The organism is Chryseobacterium sp. W4I1 (assembly GCF_030816115.1).
Classification (GTDB): Bacteria; Bacteroidota; Bacteroidia; order Flavobacteriales; family Weeksellaceae; genus Chryseobacterium.
In genome coordinates this window covers 3,548,922-3,564,577 of the sequence record NZ_JAUSXQ010000001.1, presented here as the reverse complement: position 1 = coordinate 3,564,577, position 15,656 = coordinate 3,548,922, and the positions used below count along the sequence as shown (strand labels likewise).

Below are 15,656 nucleotides of genomic sequence, written 5' to 3'. Positions count from 1 at the left end.
TTAATCATTATATAAATTTAAACGTTGTGGAGTTTTCTTTCGTAAAAAATAGAAATTGCTACCATGGCAATATAGAAGGCAAAAAGAAATGCAAGTTCTTTAGCAATTCCTCCGATACCGCTGTTTCTTAAAATAATATCGTAATAGGCATTCAGTCCCCAGTTCATTGGAGAAAATTTTGCCACAGTCTGCATAAATTCAGGCATTAAGAATACCGGAACCCATATTCCTCCAATCGCGGCCAGAACAACTACCGAAGTCGCCCCAAAAGGAGCAGACTGTTCCTGGGTATCTGCAATAGTTCCTAATAGAACACCAAATCCGATGGCTGCCAGCCCTGAAAACAGAGTGACAACAAGAAGCTGGAACATTTTTCCTGAAACATCAAATGCAGGCAGATCCATATAAGGAAAAAGATAAATTCCTACAGCGACCATCAGTAAAAACTGGATGATACATATGATAAGATAAGTGAATGTTTTTCCTAAAATATGAACAAAATATGGAGTCGGACTGATCCTTGCTCTTACGCTGGTACCCTGACTTTTTTCTTTGACTAAATTAATGGAAAGAGGAACTACAATAAAGAAAATGGCAAAAAGCGTCCACGCCGGAACATTGTGCTGAACAGAATTAGGCATTACGTCCATAACTCCTTTTTTCGGAGTGATCTCTTTAAAGCTGATTAGATTTTTGTTCTCTTCTAGCTTTTCCTCAGTACCCAACTGATCCTGAAATGCTTTGTAGATCTTTTTATTTTCGATTTCAAAAACCATTTTATTCACGGAATTCATCACTGAGTTTTTGAATCCTGCATTGGTAGCCGGATCAAAGTAAAGATGAATTTCTTTTGCTTTTGGAGCTGCTTTTTTAGTGGCTGCAGAGTCACCTTCCAAGCCAAACGAGCTTACGATCGTCTGCACTTTGGAATCTATATTTGAGTTTAAATCTTTCGTTAAATTTTCAGGAATAACGATAGCCATTTGGTAATCTCCGGAAAACACAGCCTTCTGTGCCGACTTTTCATTATAATTCGTCAGCAGCTGGAATGTTTTGCTGGTTTCCAGCTCCTGCTTTATATTTTTTGAGACTTCAGATTTGTCATTGTCAATGAAAATAATCGGGATTTTTGAGCCTTCCAGATTTTTAAAAGTAGAATCCTGAATTAAAGTGATTGTTACAATTAACAGTAACGGCATGACGAAAATAATGACTATTCCCCCAATATCTCTCTTCAGAAGAAGGATTTCCTTCACGAAGCTTCTCCAAAGTTTATACAACAACATCTCTTAGTTCTTTTCCTGTTAATGATATGAAAACATCTTCCAAATTTTCGGCGCTTGACACCTTATTGACCAGTTCTTCCGGTGTTCCTACGGCATGGATTCTTCCGCGATCGATAATGGCGATCTTCGTACAGAATTCTTCTGCCTCGGAAAGGTGGTGAGAGGTATAAATGATACACGTTCCGTTTTTATTCAGTTCCTGTAAGAAATCGATGATTACTTTTTTAGACTGAACATCAACTCCTACTGTAGGTTCATCAAGAAACAATACTTTAGGATTGTGAAGCGTTCCTGCGATAAGGTTGCATCGGCGTTTCATCCCTCCGGAGAACTGTTCTACCTTTTTGTCTGCAAACTTTGAAAGTCCCATGATCTCTAAAGATTCATCGATGGTTCTTTTAAGTTCTTTATGCTTCAATCCGTACAGGCTTCCGTAAAACATTAAGTTTTCTTTAGCCGTAAGGGTGGGATAAAGCGCATATTCCTGAGGTACAATTCCGATTATTTCTTTAATCTTGAAACTGTCTTTCTGAGGAGACAGGTTATTGATGGTAAATTGGCCGGAAGTGGGTTTAATTAATCCCGAAAGCATAGAGATCAACGTGGTTTTTCCTGCTCCGTTCGGGCCCAGGATACCATAGATCTCATTTTTTTCTATATTCAGCGAGATATCGTTGACAGAAAACTCTTCGGAGTTTTTATATTTTTTATAGAGATTTTTAATCTCAATCATATTCTCTGCCATATCAGATCGCTTTTCTCAGTTTTTTATAGAAAGCTTCTTCAAGGTCTGCAATGTGAAGCATGGATTTTGAGAGGTTGTTATAAATATCGCTTTTCGAGTTTCTGTTTTTGTAAACACGGGCAATATCCACGGCAAAATCCCTCCATAAATCACCGATGGCTGTAATTTCTTTGGATAGCTCTTTTAATTCATCATTTTTAAGAATTACTGAAGCTTCCTGAAGAAATGCACCATAAATAAACCGAAACCCGCCTCCGCCGGTGCCAATCTCTTCCTGCATTCTGATCAGCTGTCCGAGATAGTGGTTGGTGACCTTAGTTCCTTTCTTTTCAGCCCATTTCGGGATACTTCTGGCTACCCATCTCATGGCTTTTACGCCGATAAGAGGAACCGGAGCCAGCATGTTTTTACAGGTGTCTTTTATTCCTTTTTTAATGGCTTCTTCAATATTCACATTTTCAGGGATGTAAGTCGGGTAATACATATGTCCTTTTGGAGGCAGTGCACCTTTGGCATATCTTACCTTTTCCAGCTCAGCTTCTGATAGGGTAGTGGTATAATCCATCACCGGGTCGCTGATCAAGAATTTTCCGTCCTCTTTTCCGTATACCACAAGATTGTGAGCATTGAAATGGAATTTATATTCTTCAGGGAAATAGGTAAGGTTAAAAACACCTACTTGAAGTCCTGTAGGGATATTCTGATTTAAATTTCTTTCTAAAGCGGACTGTGCTTCTTTAGGATTGGAAAATTTTTCTCTTTTGATTTTAATGCCCAATCTTTTTGCTGCTTTGCTGAAAATAGCACCTGGCATTGGTCTATAGCTGAATCCCGGAGCGAAATTCACTTTCAGAAATGGCAGATAGACAAAAAACAGTCCGGAACCAATCCCGAAGATCATGGGTTCACTAAGTTTTAAGCCTTTATTAAGTAACAGATTGGAGGCAACACCGTTTTCGCAATGGGCGGTCTGATGGTGTTCAAAGTTAAGTTTCATTTGCTGCTTTTATTCTTTTTCATTGACGGAATGAAATTCTGCATATATCTTTATGCTTATTATTTTCCGTCAAAGTTCTTTAATTCATCCACTGAAATCCCGAATGCATCTGCATATTTTTTCAGTACGGATTGGTTTAGTGTTTTAAATACTTTCGGTTTTGCGTGTCTTTTCACTCTCCACTGCCACAATCCGACATAGGAAGCAAGAACGCTTAAATCCATTTTATTCAGTTCCATGAAATAAATAATAGGACTTACCAAATTATGGGCAACGTTTTGTCTGGCTTCTTCAATTCTTTCATGAATAAGCTCCATGGATTCATCAAGAGCCGCTTTTTTAGCTTCCCATCCAATGCTGTTTGCCGTTGTATAATTATCATTTTCGTCCATCACATACAAGACTTCGGTCATGTTTGCTGACTTCAGATTGCTTTCATCCTGAGGCAGGTCTTGTTTTTTCATGTAAACCGTATTATTCTTTTAGTTTAAAGATGAAAATGGTCCACCTTTTTTATTCTTTTTAATCAGTTGGCTAAAATAGTGAAAATACATTATATGTAAATCATATTAAATTATATGCCGTAATAGGCTTTATTTAAAGATAAATCTAAATTTTAACATAAAAAATCATTATCCACGGTTTGCTGTAACAAGTACATGGTGAATGTAGACTTATAGGATTCTATTGAAATTTGATTTAAATAAATAAACTTATGAAGAAATTTTTTATTTCTGTTTCACTTTTCTGCATGCTGCATGCCATGGCGCAGAAATTTGACACTCAAAAGGTAACGGACAGCCAGGGGTATACTTATGAAACGGTGAAAAATGACCAGTCCGGTGTGAGAGTATATACCTTGAAGAACGGACTGAAGGTTTATCTGGCAAAGAATGATGATGCCCCAAGAATCCAGACCTATATTCCTGTAAGAACGGGATCCAATAATGATCCTAGCGACAATACAGGTCTGGCACATTACCTTGAACACATGGTTTTCAAGGGAACTTCTCATTTGGGAACGCAGGACTGGGCAAAGGAAAAAGTATTGCTGCAACAGATCTCTGATCTTTACGAGCAGCACAAAGCTGAAAAGGACCCTGAAAAGAAAAAACTGCTCTATAAGAAAATAGATGAGGTTTCTCAGGAAGCTTCCAAATATGCAATTGCCAATGAATATGACAAAGCAATCTCATCATTGGGCGCAACGGGAACGAATGCCCATACATGGCTTGATGAAACGGTTTATAAAAATAACATTCCTTCCAACGAGCTTGAAAAATGGCTGAAGGTGGAAAAAGAGCGTTTTTCTGAATTGGTATTGCGCCTTTTCCATACAGAACTGGAAGCTGTGTATGAAGAATACAACAGAGCCCAGGATAATGACGGCCGTCTTGTGAACTACGCAATGATGGAGGCTCTTTTTCCAAAGCATCCGAACGGGCAACAGACTACAATTGGGACTTCGGAACACCTGAAAAGCCCGTCAATGGTTGCTATTCATAAGTATTTTGATACGTATTATGTACCTAACAATATGGCTGTTGTTTTGGTAGGTGACCTGGATTTTGATAAAACCATTAAAATGGTGGATCAGTATTTTGGTGCTTTTGCGTACAAAGAGCTGCCGATGAAAAAAATGGTATCTGAACAGCCGATGGAAAGCATTGTGACGAGAACGGTAAAAAGTCCGAGTACACAGAGAATGACACTGGCCTGGAGATCGGATTCAAATGGAACTCAGAATGCAAGATTGGCGGATGTCGTTGCGGAAATTTTAAGCAACAGGGGCGATGCAGGTCTGATAGATCTTAATATGAATCAAACGCAAAAAGTATTGGGAGCAGGAGCTTATGAATCAGCTTTTAAAGCCTATGGTGCTTTTACGATGTCGGTAACTCCGAAAGAGGGACAGAGTCTTGATGATGCTAAAAAACTATTGCTAGAGCAGTTGGATTTGGTGAAAAAAGGACAGTTCCCGGATTGGATGCTGAAAGCCATCGTTAATGACAAGAAGGTACAGCGTATGAAGTCATGGGAAACCGCAGACGGACTAGCAACGACGTTGTATGATACCTATATCAATGAGAAGACATGGCAGGAGGAATTAGATGATATCAATCAATATGAAAAAATCTCCAAGGCAGATGTTGTCAAGTTTGCAAACGAGTTTTTCAAGGATAACTATGTTGTTGTTTATAAAGAAAAAGGAGTGAATGATAAGCTGGTTCGTGTACAGAATCCAGGTATTACTCCGATCAAGCTGAACAGAGAAGCGCAGTCTCCTTTCCTTAAAGGTATTTTAAGCAGCAAGGTGTCTGAGATCAAGCCGGAATTTATCGATTATAAAACAGCGATTCAGACTTCTCAGATTAAAGATAAGAAAGTAAGTTTTGTAAAGAATAAGTATAATGATGTGGCACAGATCAGTTATATTTTCCCTTTCGGAACGGATAATGATAAGGAACTTTCAATCGCCGTCACTCTTTTCGAATATCTTGGAACGGATAAATATACGCCTGAGCAGCTGAAAAGTGAATTCTACAAGCTGGGAATCTCTTACAGCTTCAGAGCGTCTAACGATCAGGTAGTGATTACGCTAAGCGGTCTTGAGGGCAACATGAAAAAAGGTGCTGAGCTTATGAATCACTGGCTGACGAATGTAAAAGCTGACAAAGAGATCTACGGAAAAACCGTGAAAACGATATTGGAGGCAAGAGAAGCCGGGAAAAAGGATAAAATAAGAATCATGGCTGCTCTTACGAACTATGCCAAGTACGGTAAGAATTCCAGAATGACGGATATTGTTTCCAAAGAACGTCTTGAAAGCATTGATGCAGCTGAACTGACTAAGAAGATCAAAGCCCTTAACCAGTCACCATACGAGGTATTGCTTTACGGACAGGATCAGTCAGGTTTAGAAAAGGCAGTTAAGCCGTATATTGCAGAAACCAGCGTCCAGCCGGCAAAAGCAAAAGAATATCAGGAGCCTGCTGCAGAAGGGAAAGTCTATTTCACAAATTATGACATGGTTCAGATGGAAATGTCTAAAGTAGCGAAGGGAGGTGATGTGAATTTGAGTAACTTCGGAAAAGCAAATGTTTTTAACGAGTATTTTGGAAGAGGTCTGTCTTCTATCGTATTTCAGGAGATCAGGGAAAGTAAGTCACTGGCTTATTCTGCTTATGTTTCTTATGCGAACGCAACAGAGAAAGACCATGCAAACTATATCACAAATTATATCGGAACACAGGCCAATAAGCTTCCTCTGGCCGTAAATGCTATGAATGATCTTATGGCATCCCTGCCACAGATTCCGGCACAGTTTGAGAACTCAAAAGGTTCTGCACTGAAACAGATCGCGTCAAACAGGATTAACAGAACGAATATTTTCTTTAATCAGATGGCACTGAAAAAGCTGGGTGTTGATTATGATATCAGAAAAGATATTTATTCTGAAATTCAGGGACTGACACTGCCACAGCTTACAAGCTTCTATGATACTGAGATAAAGCCTGTAAAATACAATACAGCGATCATCGGTAAAAAAGAAAATCTGAATATGGAATCCATCAATAAAATGGGAACATTCCAGGAAGTTTCTCTTGAGGAGATCTTCGGATACTAACCTTTAATGATACCAAATTTTAAGCGGAGCAGCAATGCTCCGCTTTTTGTTTAAAATGAATCTCAAAGAAAGCTTTATTTTCTCTTGGTATAGTTGAGCTTTACCAGTAAATATATTTCTGTCTTCTCAAGATCATTACACCACGTACGTTCTGATACAATCGCATTTTCGTAGAGATAAAGATCTTCCATATTATTGACGTATTCAAGTCTTTCGGAAGTCCTGTACTTAAAAAATGAAATAAGATTCACTTCATCACCCACCTGTGGAGCAACCGGAAACTCAACAGAATTTTCAAAATCGAATTCAATGTCATACGAATAGAACCTTACTTTTACGCTCATAATATTATTTTTATCAAATATATCGAAAAATAAAGGTTATTAAATATTGGGGAGGAAGATGGAGGCTGGAAGTTATTGGCAGGATTTCAATTCTGATAGTTTACATAGCTTGATGAGATATTTAAAGAACAGTAAAACTGGTTTAGAGTTATATTCTACGACTCGCTTTCTTAGCTTCCCCGCGTTCATAATCATCTGTGCAAATCTGTGCAATCCGTGGTTAAAAAAATAAGATTACCCTTTTCACGAACCAGTGCTAAAAAAGAAAAACCGCACGATAATCGTACGGTTATATATTTTCACTGAAATATTTTTAAGATTTCACTTCCTGAATAAACAGATTGATTTCCGCTCTGATCAGCAATTCATCATTATTGAAAGTCTCACAGAAGATATTACAGATATTTTCATATTGAGAAATCAGTGAGGCTTTGGAAATGATCTTATCTCCTGTTTTTGGGAGTGCAAATACTTCAATCTTTTTGATATTGGTAATAAAACCGATTACTTTGGTATCTGCGTCAGGATTTTCAAAGAAACTCTGTCCGAGAATAGATGAGCAGGTTTGCGCCAGGTTTTCAATAAGGCCGGCCTCTACAAATTCATTGTTATGAACAAAGATATTATCCTCTTTTATTTCAAAGGAAGTCACAACTTTTTCTTTGGTCAGTTCCAGAATATAATCCGCCATGAGCATGGGTTCACGGTGTGGCAGAAAGTTGTGTATATTGATGAGGTCTTCCCTGATTTCCATTACATTTATTTTACAGCCGTTTTCATTTGAGATCTTGCAATGATCCCGCCATTCACTTTCGTTACGATGTCCACCAATGTTACACCCATCATTTCATGCAGGATGGTTACTTCAGATTCCAGGCGGTCTCCTGTTTTAGGTAGAATGTCTGCTTCAAAAGATTTAATAGCTCCGATATATCCTGTAGGAGCATCTTTTCCTAAAAGAAAGTATTTGTAGCCTGTGTGTAAAGCGACACTCTGTGCCTGATGCTCTATAAGTCCTGAAGCCTGGAATGTGTTGTCCTGGATAAAAATATTATCCTCTTTGATCACAAATCCTGATACAAGGTGATTGTCAGAATAATCCATAAGCTCATGAACCATGACAAACGGAAAACGCTGCGGAATAAGGCTTCCCACAAAGTCCTGATCAGATGTCGGCAGTTGGTGTCCCATTAGCAAACCGTTAATAAGGCACAAGAATAAGCAAATCTTCCGCTTTCAGGAACACACAGCAATACTTTCTCCCCTTTTTTCAGTGTCCCGGAATTCATTAATTCTTCCAAAGCGATAAAGATAGAGCCTGCCCCGATGTTTCCTACCTCAGAAAGGTTATAAAACCATTTTTCTGCAGGGAAATCCATTCCTTTTTTAGCAAACTCGTCTTTTAAGCCATCTTTGAAATAGCCTGAAGAAATATGCGCAAGGACGTGGTCTATCTTTTCAGGATCCAAATTATGCTTGTCAAAAGAGGATCTTAAGCTTTCTGCCCCTTTTACAAGGATATATTTGTCAAGAATCTTAGTATCCTGCTTTATAGCAAAAATCGACTGCTTCAGCCATTCATCAGATGGATAATCTGCCCATGATTTAAGGCTACCGTTTTCCAGCTTATCGCATCCTGCATACATACAGGCTTCGATTTCATGAGCGTAAGAGTAAAAATCAATGAATTCTATCTTCAAAGAAATTCCGTTTTCTCTAGGCTTATTTTGTAAAAGGAAAGCACCGGCGCCATCAGAAAGCATCCATCTCAGGAATTCTCTCTTGAAGGCAATAATAGGTCTTTCTTCCAATGCTTTTAAGTTTTCAGCTTCATGATTGAATTTATCCGCCGTCATCCATGCAGACATTCTTTCAGATCCTACACATACCGCATTCTCCTGTACGCCAGCCTTTACAGAAAGGAATCCGTAATTCAGGGCATTCATTCCGGAGTTGCACAATCCGGTAGCCGTATTAATTTCAATAGATTTTCCGATATTCAGTTCTCCATGAACCATAGAAGCGTGTGAAGGCTGCATCTGATCCGGAGAAGTAGTTCCTACGGACAAAAGTTTCATATCTTCTTTTTTGAAATTCTCATCAAATAATCCTTCAACTGCTTTTGCAGTAAGCTGTGCATTCGTATGAGTAGGGGTTCCTTCTGTATCTAAAGCATAATATCTTGTCGTGATCTTGTTATTTCTTAAAATCAATGATTTTGCTTTGGAAGGAGTGCCATTTATCAGACCAAGATAGGTCTCCATTTCATCATTTGATACCGGGTTATTAGGTAAGTATGTTGATGCTTTTGTTATAAATACGTCGTACATTCTATTTTAAATTAATTCCTTGTAAATATGTTTTTTGTTTTTGTCTTTTAAACCAAAATATAGGGGTTGTCAGTAAGTGTAAAACTAAGACGACAGGTGAAATAATCCATATCGCAGCCATCAAATATACCTTAAAGAATTTTATCAGCAATGGGCGTTTCTCTTTTTTCTTGATAATCAGATTAGACCAGACGGTGAAAATTTTATTTCCTACTTTTTCTACCCGTACCAGAAAAGGACGGATTTCTACAGCACCGTTCTTTACCAGATCAGGCTGAAGACCTGACAGATCTCCTTTGTTGTAATGTTTTTCTATAATATCACCATATTTTACAGATCCTGAAATTTCTTCATCAGAGACTCCGGCAGCAGGCAGCATTCCTGATTTTTCTTTCTGCCCTGTAGTCATCCAGCGCAGGATTGTCAGTACACTTGTATAGTTGTCATGTCGGTCTACTAAAGCAATATTTCCTACCAATCTCGCGCCAAGATTCTTTAAATAAACCTTTAGCTTCTCTTGCGAAAGCATCCACATATTCCGGGTTCCGGAGATGGTAACTACATCTGTATCTTTCAGTATCTTTTCAGCGAAACCACTCTTTAAAAAAGAGATAACAGGAATAGAAGGTGTAAGATACCACACCTGATATCCGAATAAAATGAGGTCAAACTTTGTATTCATGACCTTATCAGAAGGCGGGAAGATCTCTTTTGGGATCTGGAGATAAGATTCAGGAAAGGTGTTGAAAAAAACGTCTCCAGACCAGGGAAACGCAAAATCTTCCTTCAGCTGAATATTATAATACGTAACGTCATATTCTTCCTTTTTAGCTTCAAAAGGCTGAGCCATATTCTTTACAATATCTTCCAGCTGGCCGGTCTGTGAGTAATAGATTACGAGTATATTCTTTTTCATAGTATTCTGTTGCGGTTACAAAAATATGCTTTTCATATTTATTTAGTGTTTTTTGAATATTTTAATTGCTTTTGAATTGAATTCCTCGTAATAATCTGAATTATTCAAAGCCGATTGCCCTGTATTCAGGAAGATGATGGTTTCAGGAAGTTTCTCCGGCGAGCTGATGTCAAAGTCCGGATCCGAAATCAAAAGGATATCAATAGGCTTATGAATCTCGGAAACATGGTTGATATAATGAATCTTTCTTCTTTTTACCAGATACGTCTGTAATGCTGTCGCTCTTCTATCATTATCTTTAATCAATGAAAAGATTCTTCTTTCTGCCTGATAAAGGGTAAGCAGTACATCTTTCTGTCCAAAATCATTGGCTGCATGAAGAACCGAAGCGTCTTTCGGAAGGTGTTTATTCAATTCAAAATAAACAGATTTGTTCATATTGAAATCATCTTTGACTTCTTTTACCACTTCATTATCTTTATAGAGATAGCTTAAGAATAATTTCTTTCTAAAGTAATTTTCATCTTCCAGCTCATTTCTTAGTTCGGCAAATTGCTGTCTGAAGTAGGCGTTGATCTTTTTCGTCCTTTCAGAATAATTTTTCCCGAAACTCAGATCGTCTTTGCTGATCCTTTCACCCACTTTTACAGTAATACTCCCGTTGTAAATGATAAAGTCTCCTTTGGGCAGTACTTCTGAATTTCCATGAATATACAAGGGGAGAATATCCAGCCCGAACTGTTCAGCAAGATAAAAGGCTCCTTTGTGAAATCTTTTCACATCATTGGTATAAGAGCGCTCTGCTTCCGGGAAAACAACAAGCGAATATCCCTGGTCAATTTTTTCTTTCAGCTTGTCCATTCCGTTCTCTATCCCCTGGGAAACAGGATAAAAGCCCAATGCTTTCACCAGTTTTCCAAAAACAGGAGAATCATATACCCAGTCATTGACTAGATAGATGATTTTGTGCGTCGCCATGGCAATAGCAAGGGTGTCCAGGAAAGAGGTATGATTGGCGATAATTACAGCAGGCTTACTGAAATCTTCTGAAGGATTTCTGATTACTCTTTTTCTTACAAAAGGAGTGGTATGTAAAACAGATGTTAAAAATTTAGCTAAAACTAATTTGATGATATCTAAGGTTTTCCCTTTTGATCTTTTGACAAATATGCTTCCGATGAGTGAGAAAACCAGGCCTCCCAGTCCATAATAGGAAAATGAAAGGATAGACCTGAGTAATAATCTGAAGGTAATAGGAGAAAGTCCCTTTTTTGCCCTGTTTGTGATCAGTAATCTGAACCAGAACGGATACAGCGTTGAAGTGATGATGATCACAGAGAACATCCCAATCAAAGCTACCAGTGCCAATGAATGTAATGCCGGATGTTTGGCGAAGATCAAAGAGCCGATAGATAAAATCGTGGTGAAAACGGCAAGAATAATGGACGTTCTGTATGTAGGAAGTTCATTTTTCCCCGTTGTATGTTCCTTTTGCATAGCTTTGGTAAGGAATATGCTGAAATCGTCTCCTACGCCGAAAACCAATGTACAGACCACTGTGCTGAAAATATTTAATTCCAATCCTAAGAAATATAGAATACCTGCTGTGACCACGCCGGTCAAAACAATAGGAAACATGGTAAGGACTGTAAGCTCAAAATTTCTGAAGAAAACGATGATCGTCAGAACGATAGCCAGAAGAGAGTAGTTGATCAGCGTACTGAAATCTCTTTTCAGCAGTCCCAAAAAGTTTTCATTCATCTGCTGGCGGTCGATAGCAAGAGCATCGTGACTCTTTTCAATATCTTTTATAAACGTGTCTCTTTTCTTCTCATCTACTTTTACAACATTAGAAACCGTGTAAAATCCGTTTTCACTGCTCAGGAATTCGGAAACCTGCAAAGCTTTTACCTTTTCGTAGTCTTTGAGACTTAGAGCAGTATATTTTTTATTTAAAGCATCATTAAATTGATCGAATGCGCTGCTGTTAAATCCAAATTGATTTCCGCTGTTCACCAATTCAGCAACCGTGCGGTTTTTTTTGTCTGAATTCCAGAATGTATTCCACACTTCGATCCTTTTTTTCTGATCTTTTTCGGAAAGAACAACGTTTCCTAGCGAGCTGTAGCTCAGGATCTTTCCGTCCTGTTTTTCTTTCTCAAGGAAACTGCTCAGGCGGGAATTTCTTGCCAGTGCCTCTTCCTCAGAATCTCCATAAGAAATGGTGTAAATAGATTTTGAAGTAATGTCGGACAGCTTTTGCAGCTTTGCTTCACTTATTTTCAGGTCTTTCGGGATATAATTAAGATCTCCTATGTCTTCATTGAAACCCACATGTCTGAAGCCGAAAAGGCAGGCGATAATGATAATGGAGGAACCTATAATGAGAGGTTTATTTTTCTCATAAGGATAAGATCCGATTCTGTCTATAAAATTGATACTATGTTGTTCCTCAGTCTGCTTAGGTGTATACAGTTGCGGAACAATAATCAATGCCGTGACAGAAGATAAAATAACAGTAATAGCAGCAAAAAGTCCCAAATCTTTCAATGCTTCAGAACGCACAAATACCAGACAAAGAAATGAAACGGCAGTTGTAGCGCTGCTCAGTATGATAGGCTGTGTAATCTCCTTATAAAGTTCTTCAATATTATTGTTATGCTTGTAGTGCGTAAGGATGTGGAGAGCATAATCTATCGTAATTCCAATGAGAATTGCGCCCACACTTAAAGAGATTGCGGAAATCTTATCCTTAATAAAATAGAGGATCAGAAGAGCAAGCAATACTGAAAATACCGTCGGGAGAAATACGATGATTGGGGTGAAAAAGTTCCTGAAATAATAAATCAGCAGGATCAGCAGCACGGTCATCGAGATCATGACCGTATTCTGGATGTCTTTTTTGATCTGTTGTGCATTGGCAACGGCAATCACCGGAGAACCGAAATAGCTGAGCTCTGTTTTCCCTTTAAACTGTTTGTTGATGCCGTCTTTTATCTCATTGAGCTTATTGATAAAGGCTTCATTGCCCTTGGTATCGTTGCTTTTATTTTTTGGATCGATGAAGAGGAGCAGGTTTTTTCCGTCCTTGGTAACGATATAGCTATCTTCAAGCTTGAAATCCTTGCTGATATTTAAAGCATTTAATTTTTTGATTCCCAAATAAGTAATTCCCAAAGGATCTTTTTTGATGAAATCCTTTGTCACAAGACTTGTGGGGGAAACAAGCGAAACATAATTGTTCTCTACCTGCTTTGAAATGCTGTCCTTCTGAAGTTTCCGCTCAATTTCCTTATAATCCTTTTCATCAAGGAATAATGGAAGGTTCTGATTCACAAAATCAAAGGTTTCTGAAATTTCACTGTCATTCACCTTTCCCTGAACAGAGCTTATGTATTTCTTTAGGGGTTCCACTTTTTGTAGAAACGTGTCAGCCGTTTCAGAAAGCTGAAAGCTCTCTTCACCGGATTTATTTTCTATGATCACAATGATCTTGTCCGAAAAATTAAGTTGCTTGATGACTTTTGCCGTAAGATCAGACTTTTCATTTTTAGGAATAATCTGATTGATATCTTCCTCAAAATTAATTTTTGAAGCGAAAAATCCACATAATACAGCTATTCCTAAAGCAATACCTGCAGAAAGAATCCTGTTTTTGGAAATCAGATAATATAAAAATATAAAAAAACGATGCATTACATTGTGAAATCAAGTCTGCAAATTTAATTTTTTCAGGAGTAGTTCAAAACATTTACGCTATAAGTTTTATCTGAAAATCAACAAAATATTCTAGGCAGAATAAAAAAATAATCTACTTTTGCAAAAGTTCCCTTCAAAAAATATATTTTAAACCAATATTTTTACTAAAGAAATAAGAATCTGTTTTAGATATGTTGAAAAAAAATGATGAAAAAATAAACGGATTTCTATTGATGATAGAATTCCCCTTTCTGCTGTACATCTTATCTTTTTACAGATTTGAATCTTACCTGTGCGTACCGCATGGGTTTAAAAACTCTAGATCAGCATGAGTCTTTTACACCCATATTTTATAATTGCCATTGTTTACATGCTTTTTTTCAGTGTACAGGAAGTCTTTGGAAAAAAAGTAGATAAAAAATGGTTTTGGTTTTTAGGAATCTATCTTATTATACTGGCTGGTTTTCGTGACAATGCAGGGCCGGATTATGGAAGCTACAGGGGATTGTATATCAATGCTGATACTAAGAGCTACTACAGCATCTTTCTAAAGATGTTCCACATAGAAGGTCCTGATCATTTGGATGTAGAGTGGCTGTATACCCTGATCAATAAGCTCCTCCTGAATGTTTTCAATGCCCCTTTTTATGTTCTTACCCTGATTATAGCGATATGTGCTATTTTTTTTAAGATAGAATACACGGAAGACAATACTTTTTATCCCTTTACATTTACCCTTTTCATGTTTATTCCCTACTTTTTTGTTGGGGAAAGTGGGCAGATCAGGCAGAATCTCGGGACATTTATTGTTTATTTTGCTATACGCTATATCAAACAGCGGAAACTCTGGCATTACCTGTTCTTTATATTTTTGGCATCCGGTATTCATACCGTAAGTTATCTCTTTCTTCCTATGTATTGGCTGGCCCGTGTTCCATTGAATAAAACCTCAATGCTGGTCATGATCATTATTTCCATATTTCTTTCTCCATTTGAAATATACCGTTTTTTTGGTGATCTGTTAACCGGGATGGCATCTGATAATATTTTGGTAGAGGGGTTAAACGGATATATGGATGAGTCTATAGAAAGGCTGAATGGTGGCTTCGGAATTCCTGAAGCGATGATGATGATTCTTACCTTCTTCCTCTTTGCATTCGACACCAAAATGAAAGAGAAGTATCCGTATTACGAGTATCATAGAAACTACGCTGTAGTCGGTATCTGTTTCTATTTTATTTTCAGAAACAACCCTGTGTTCTCGTCCAGACTTGTTGGGGCATTCATTGGGTTTGCTTACATACTGATCCCTAATACAATGTATGTTGTGTCAAGCGGGATGAAAAAATTGATTTATTCTTTTATTATAGCGCTTGTTATCTTTAATTTTATTGTTTTCTCTTCATTTATCAATATAAAGGTCGGAAGATTTACAAATGAGCTTTATAAAAATCATGTTCTTCCATAAAAAATCTTATTATATACAATTCAGAGACAGCTTTAGGCTGTCTTTTTTTATGCACAGTATAGAACGTTTTGTTAATATTTATTCATTTGGATTTCATAACGACATGGTTTATCGGAAAATATTTACTTTTGCCTGCTATAAACATTGTTGCCGTTTTTGTATTTATAATCCTTTAAACTTGAATTGTCAATAATATAATTTAAATATTTAATAGTTATTTATATTATTAATCGATTATTGTTG

The 15,656-nt window shown here is 37.5% G+C and carries 12 protein-coding genes; 2 read left to right on the top strand and 10 right to left on the bottom strand.

Annotated elements, in window-relative coordinates; genetic code table 11:
• Positions 1–17: 17 nt before the first annotated feature.
• From QF044_RS16565 to QF044_RS16550, 4 genes are read right to left on the bottom strand one after another with little or no spacing between them, the layout of a single operon-like run.
• On the bottom strand, positions 18–1,286 hold the full coding sequence (locus QF044_RS16565; protein ID WP_307269572.1) for an ABC transporter permease: 1,269 nt from the start codon (positions 1,284–1,286) through the stop codon (positions 18–20).
• On the bottom strand, positions 1,273–2,031 hold the full coding sequence (locus QF044_RS16560; protein ID WP_307269569.1) for an ABC transporter ATP-binding protein: 759 nt from the start codon (positions 2,029–2,031) through the stop codon (positions 1,273–1,275). Before QF044_RS16560 ends, QF044_RS16565 begins: the two co-directional genes overlap by 14 nt.
• A 1-nt stretch (position 2,032) precedes the next feature.
• Entirely contained in the window at positions 2,033–3,028 is a 996-nt protein-coding gene (locus tag QF044_RS16555; RefSeq protein ID WP_223557670.1) for a BtrH N-terminal domain-containing protein, read from the bottom strand.
• Positions 3,029–3,087: 59 nt separating this feature from the next.
• Positions 3,088–3,492, bottom strand: coding sequence for a hypothetical protein (locus QF044_RS16550; protein ID WP_307269562.1), 405 nt, complete (start codon positions 3,490–3,492; stop codon positions 3,088–3,090).
• Between the two features lie 251 nt (positions 3,493–3,743).
• On the opposite strand from QF044_RS16550, the gene QF044_RS16545 reads away from it, so the two are divergent.
• Complete coding sequence (locus tag QF044_RS16545; RefSeq protein ID WP_307269560.1) at positions 3,744–6,656, top strand: pitrilysin family protein; 2,913 nt, start codon at positions 3,744–3,746, stop codon at positions 6,654–6,656.
• Between the two features lie 74 nt (positions 6,657–6,730).
• On the opposite strand, the gene QF044_RS16540 is transcribed toward QF044_RS16545, so the two are convergent.
• From QF044_RS16540 to QF044_RS16515, 6 genes are all read right to left on the bottom strand, one after another.
• On the bottom strand, positions 6,731–7,000 hold the full coding sequence (locus tag QF044_RS16540) for a hypothetical protein (protein WP_307269557.1): 270 nt from the start codon (positions 6,998–7,000) through the stop codon (positions 6,731–6,733).
• Positions 7,001–7,313: 313 nt separating this feature from the next.
• Positions 7,314–7,754 (bottom strand): ABC transporter permease, encoded by a 441-nt coding sequence (locus tag QF044_RS16535; protein ID WP_307269554.1) that lies wholly within the window; start codon positions 7,752–7,754, stop codon positions 7,314–7,316.
• A gap of 5 nt (positions 7,755–7,759) precedes the next feature.
• On the bottom strand, positions 7,760–8,191 hold the full coding sequence (locus QF044_RS16530) for a hypothetical protein (protein ID WP_307269552.1): 432 nt from the start codon (positions 8,189–8,191) through the stop codon (positions 7,760–7,762).
• Positions 8,191–9,330, bottom strand: a complete 1,140-nt coding sequence (locus tag QF044_RS16525) for a beta-ketoacyl-ACP synthase III (RefSeq protein ID WP_307269550.1) — start codon at positions 9,328–9,330, stop codon at positions 8,191–8,193. Before QF044_RS16525 ends, QF044_RS16530 begins: the two co-directional genes overlap by 1 nt.
• Before the next feature lies 1 nt (position 9,331).
• Positions 9,332–10,246 (bottom strand): dialkylrecorsinol condensing enzyme DarA, encoded by a 915-nt coding sequence (locus QF044_RS16520; RefSeq protein ID WP_307269547.1) that lies wholly within the window; start codon positions 10,244–10,246, stop codon positions 9,332–9,334.
• 42 nt (positions 10,247–10,288) lie between these two features.
• A complete protein-coding gene (locus tag QF044_RS16515) occupies positions 10,289–13,942 on the bottom strand; it encodes an MMPL family transporter (RefSeq protein WP_307269545.1) in 3,654 nt (1,217 codons plus the stop codon).
• Positions 13,943–14,273: 331 nt separating this feature from the next.
• Here QF044_RS16515 and QF044_RS16510 point away from each other — a divergent pair, with 331 nt between their 5' ends.
• Positions 14,274–15,413 (top strand): EpsG family protein, encoded by a 1,140-nt coding sequence (locus QF044_RS16510; RefSeq protein ID WP_307269543.1) that lies wholly within the window; start codon positions 14,274–14,276, stop codon positions 15,411–15,413.
• The last annotated feature ends 243 nt before the right edge of the window (positions 15,414–15,656 follow it).

Bases quoted from the DNA above. Each gene is read 5' to 3' on its own strand.
- QF044_RS16555 (WP_223557670.1), bottom strand. From the start codon at position 3,028: ATGAAACTTAACTTTGAACACCATCAGACCGCCCATTGCGAAAACGGT.
- QF044_RS16550 (WP_307269562.1), bottom strand. From the start codon at position 3,492: ATGAAAAAACAAGACCTGCCTCAGGATGAAAGCAATCTGAAGTCAGCA.
- QF044_RS16545 (WP_307269560.1), top strand. From the start codon at position 3,744: ATGAAGAAATTTTTTATTTCTGTTTCACTTTTCTGCATGCTGCATGCC.
- QF044_RS16515 (WP_307269545.1), bottom strand. From the start codon at position 13,942: ATGCATCGTTTTTTTATATTTTTATATTATCTGATTTCCAAAAACAGG.
- QF044_RS16560 (WP_307269569.1), bottom strand. From the start codon at position 2,031: ATGGCAGAGAATATGATTGAGATTAAAAATCTCTATAAAAAATATAAA.
- QF044_RS16530 (WP_307269552.1), bottom strand. From the start codon at position 8,191: ATGGGACACCAACTGCCGACATCTGATCAGGACTTTGTGGGAAGCCTT.
- QF044_RS16540 (WP_307269557.1), bottom strand. From the start codon at position 7,000: ATGAGCGTAAAAGTAAGGTTCTATTCGTATGACATTGAATTCGATTTT.
- QF044_RS16565 (WP_307269572.1), bottom strand. From the start codon at position 1,286: ATGTTGTTGTATAAACTTTGGAGAAGCTTCGTGAAGGAAATCCTTCTT.
- QF044_RS16520 (WP_307269547.1), bottom strand. From the start codon at position 10,246: ATGAAAAAGAATATACTCGTAATCTATTACTCACAGACCGGCCAGCTG.
- QF044_RS16510 (WP_307269543.1), top strand. From the start codon at position 14,274: ATGAGTCTTTTACACCCATATTTTATAATTGCCATTGTTTACATGCTT.
- QF044_RS16535 (WP_307269554.1), bottom strand. From the start codon at position 7,754: ATGGAAATCAGGGAAGACCTCATCAATATACACAACTTTCTGCCACAC.
- QF044_RS16525 (WP_307269550.1), bottom strand. From the start codon at position 9,330: ATGTACGACGTATTTATAACAAAAGCATCAACATACTTACCTAATAAC.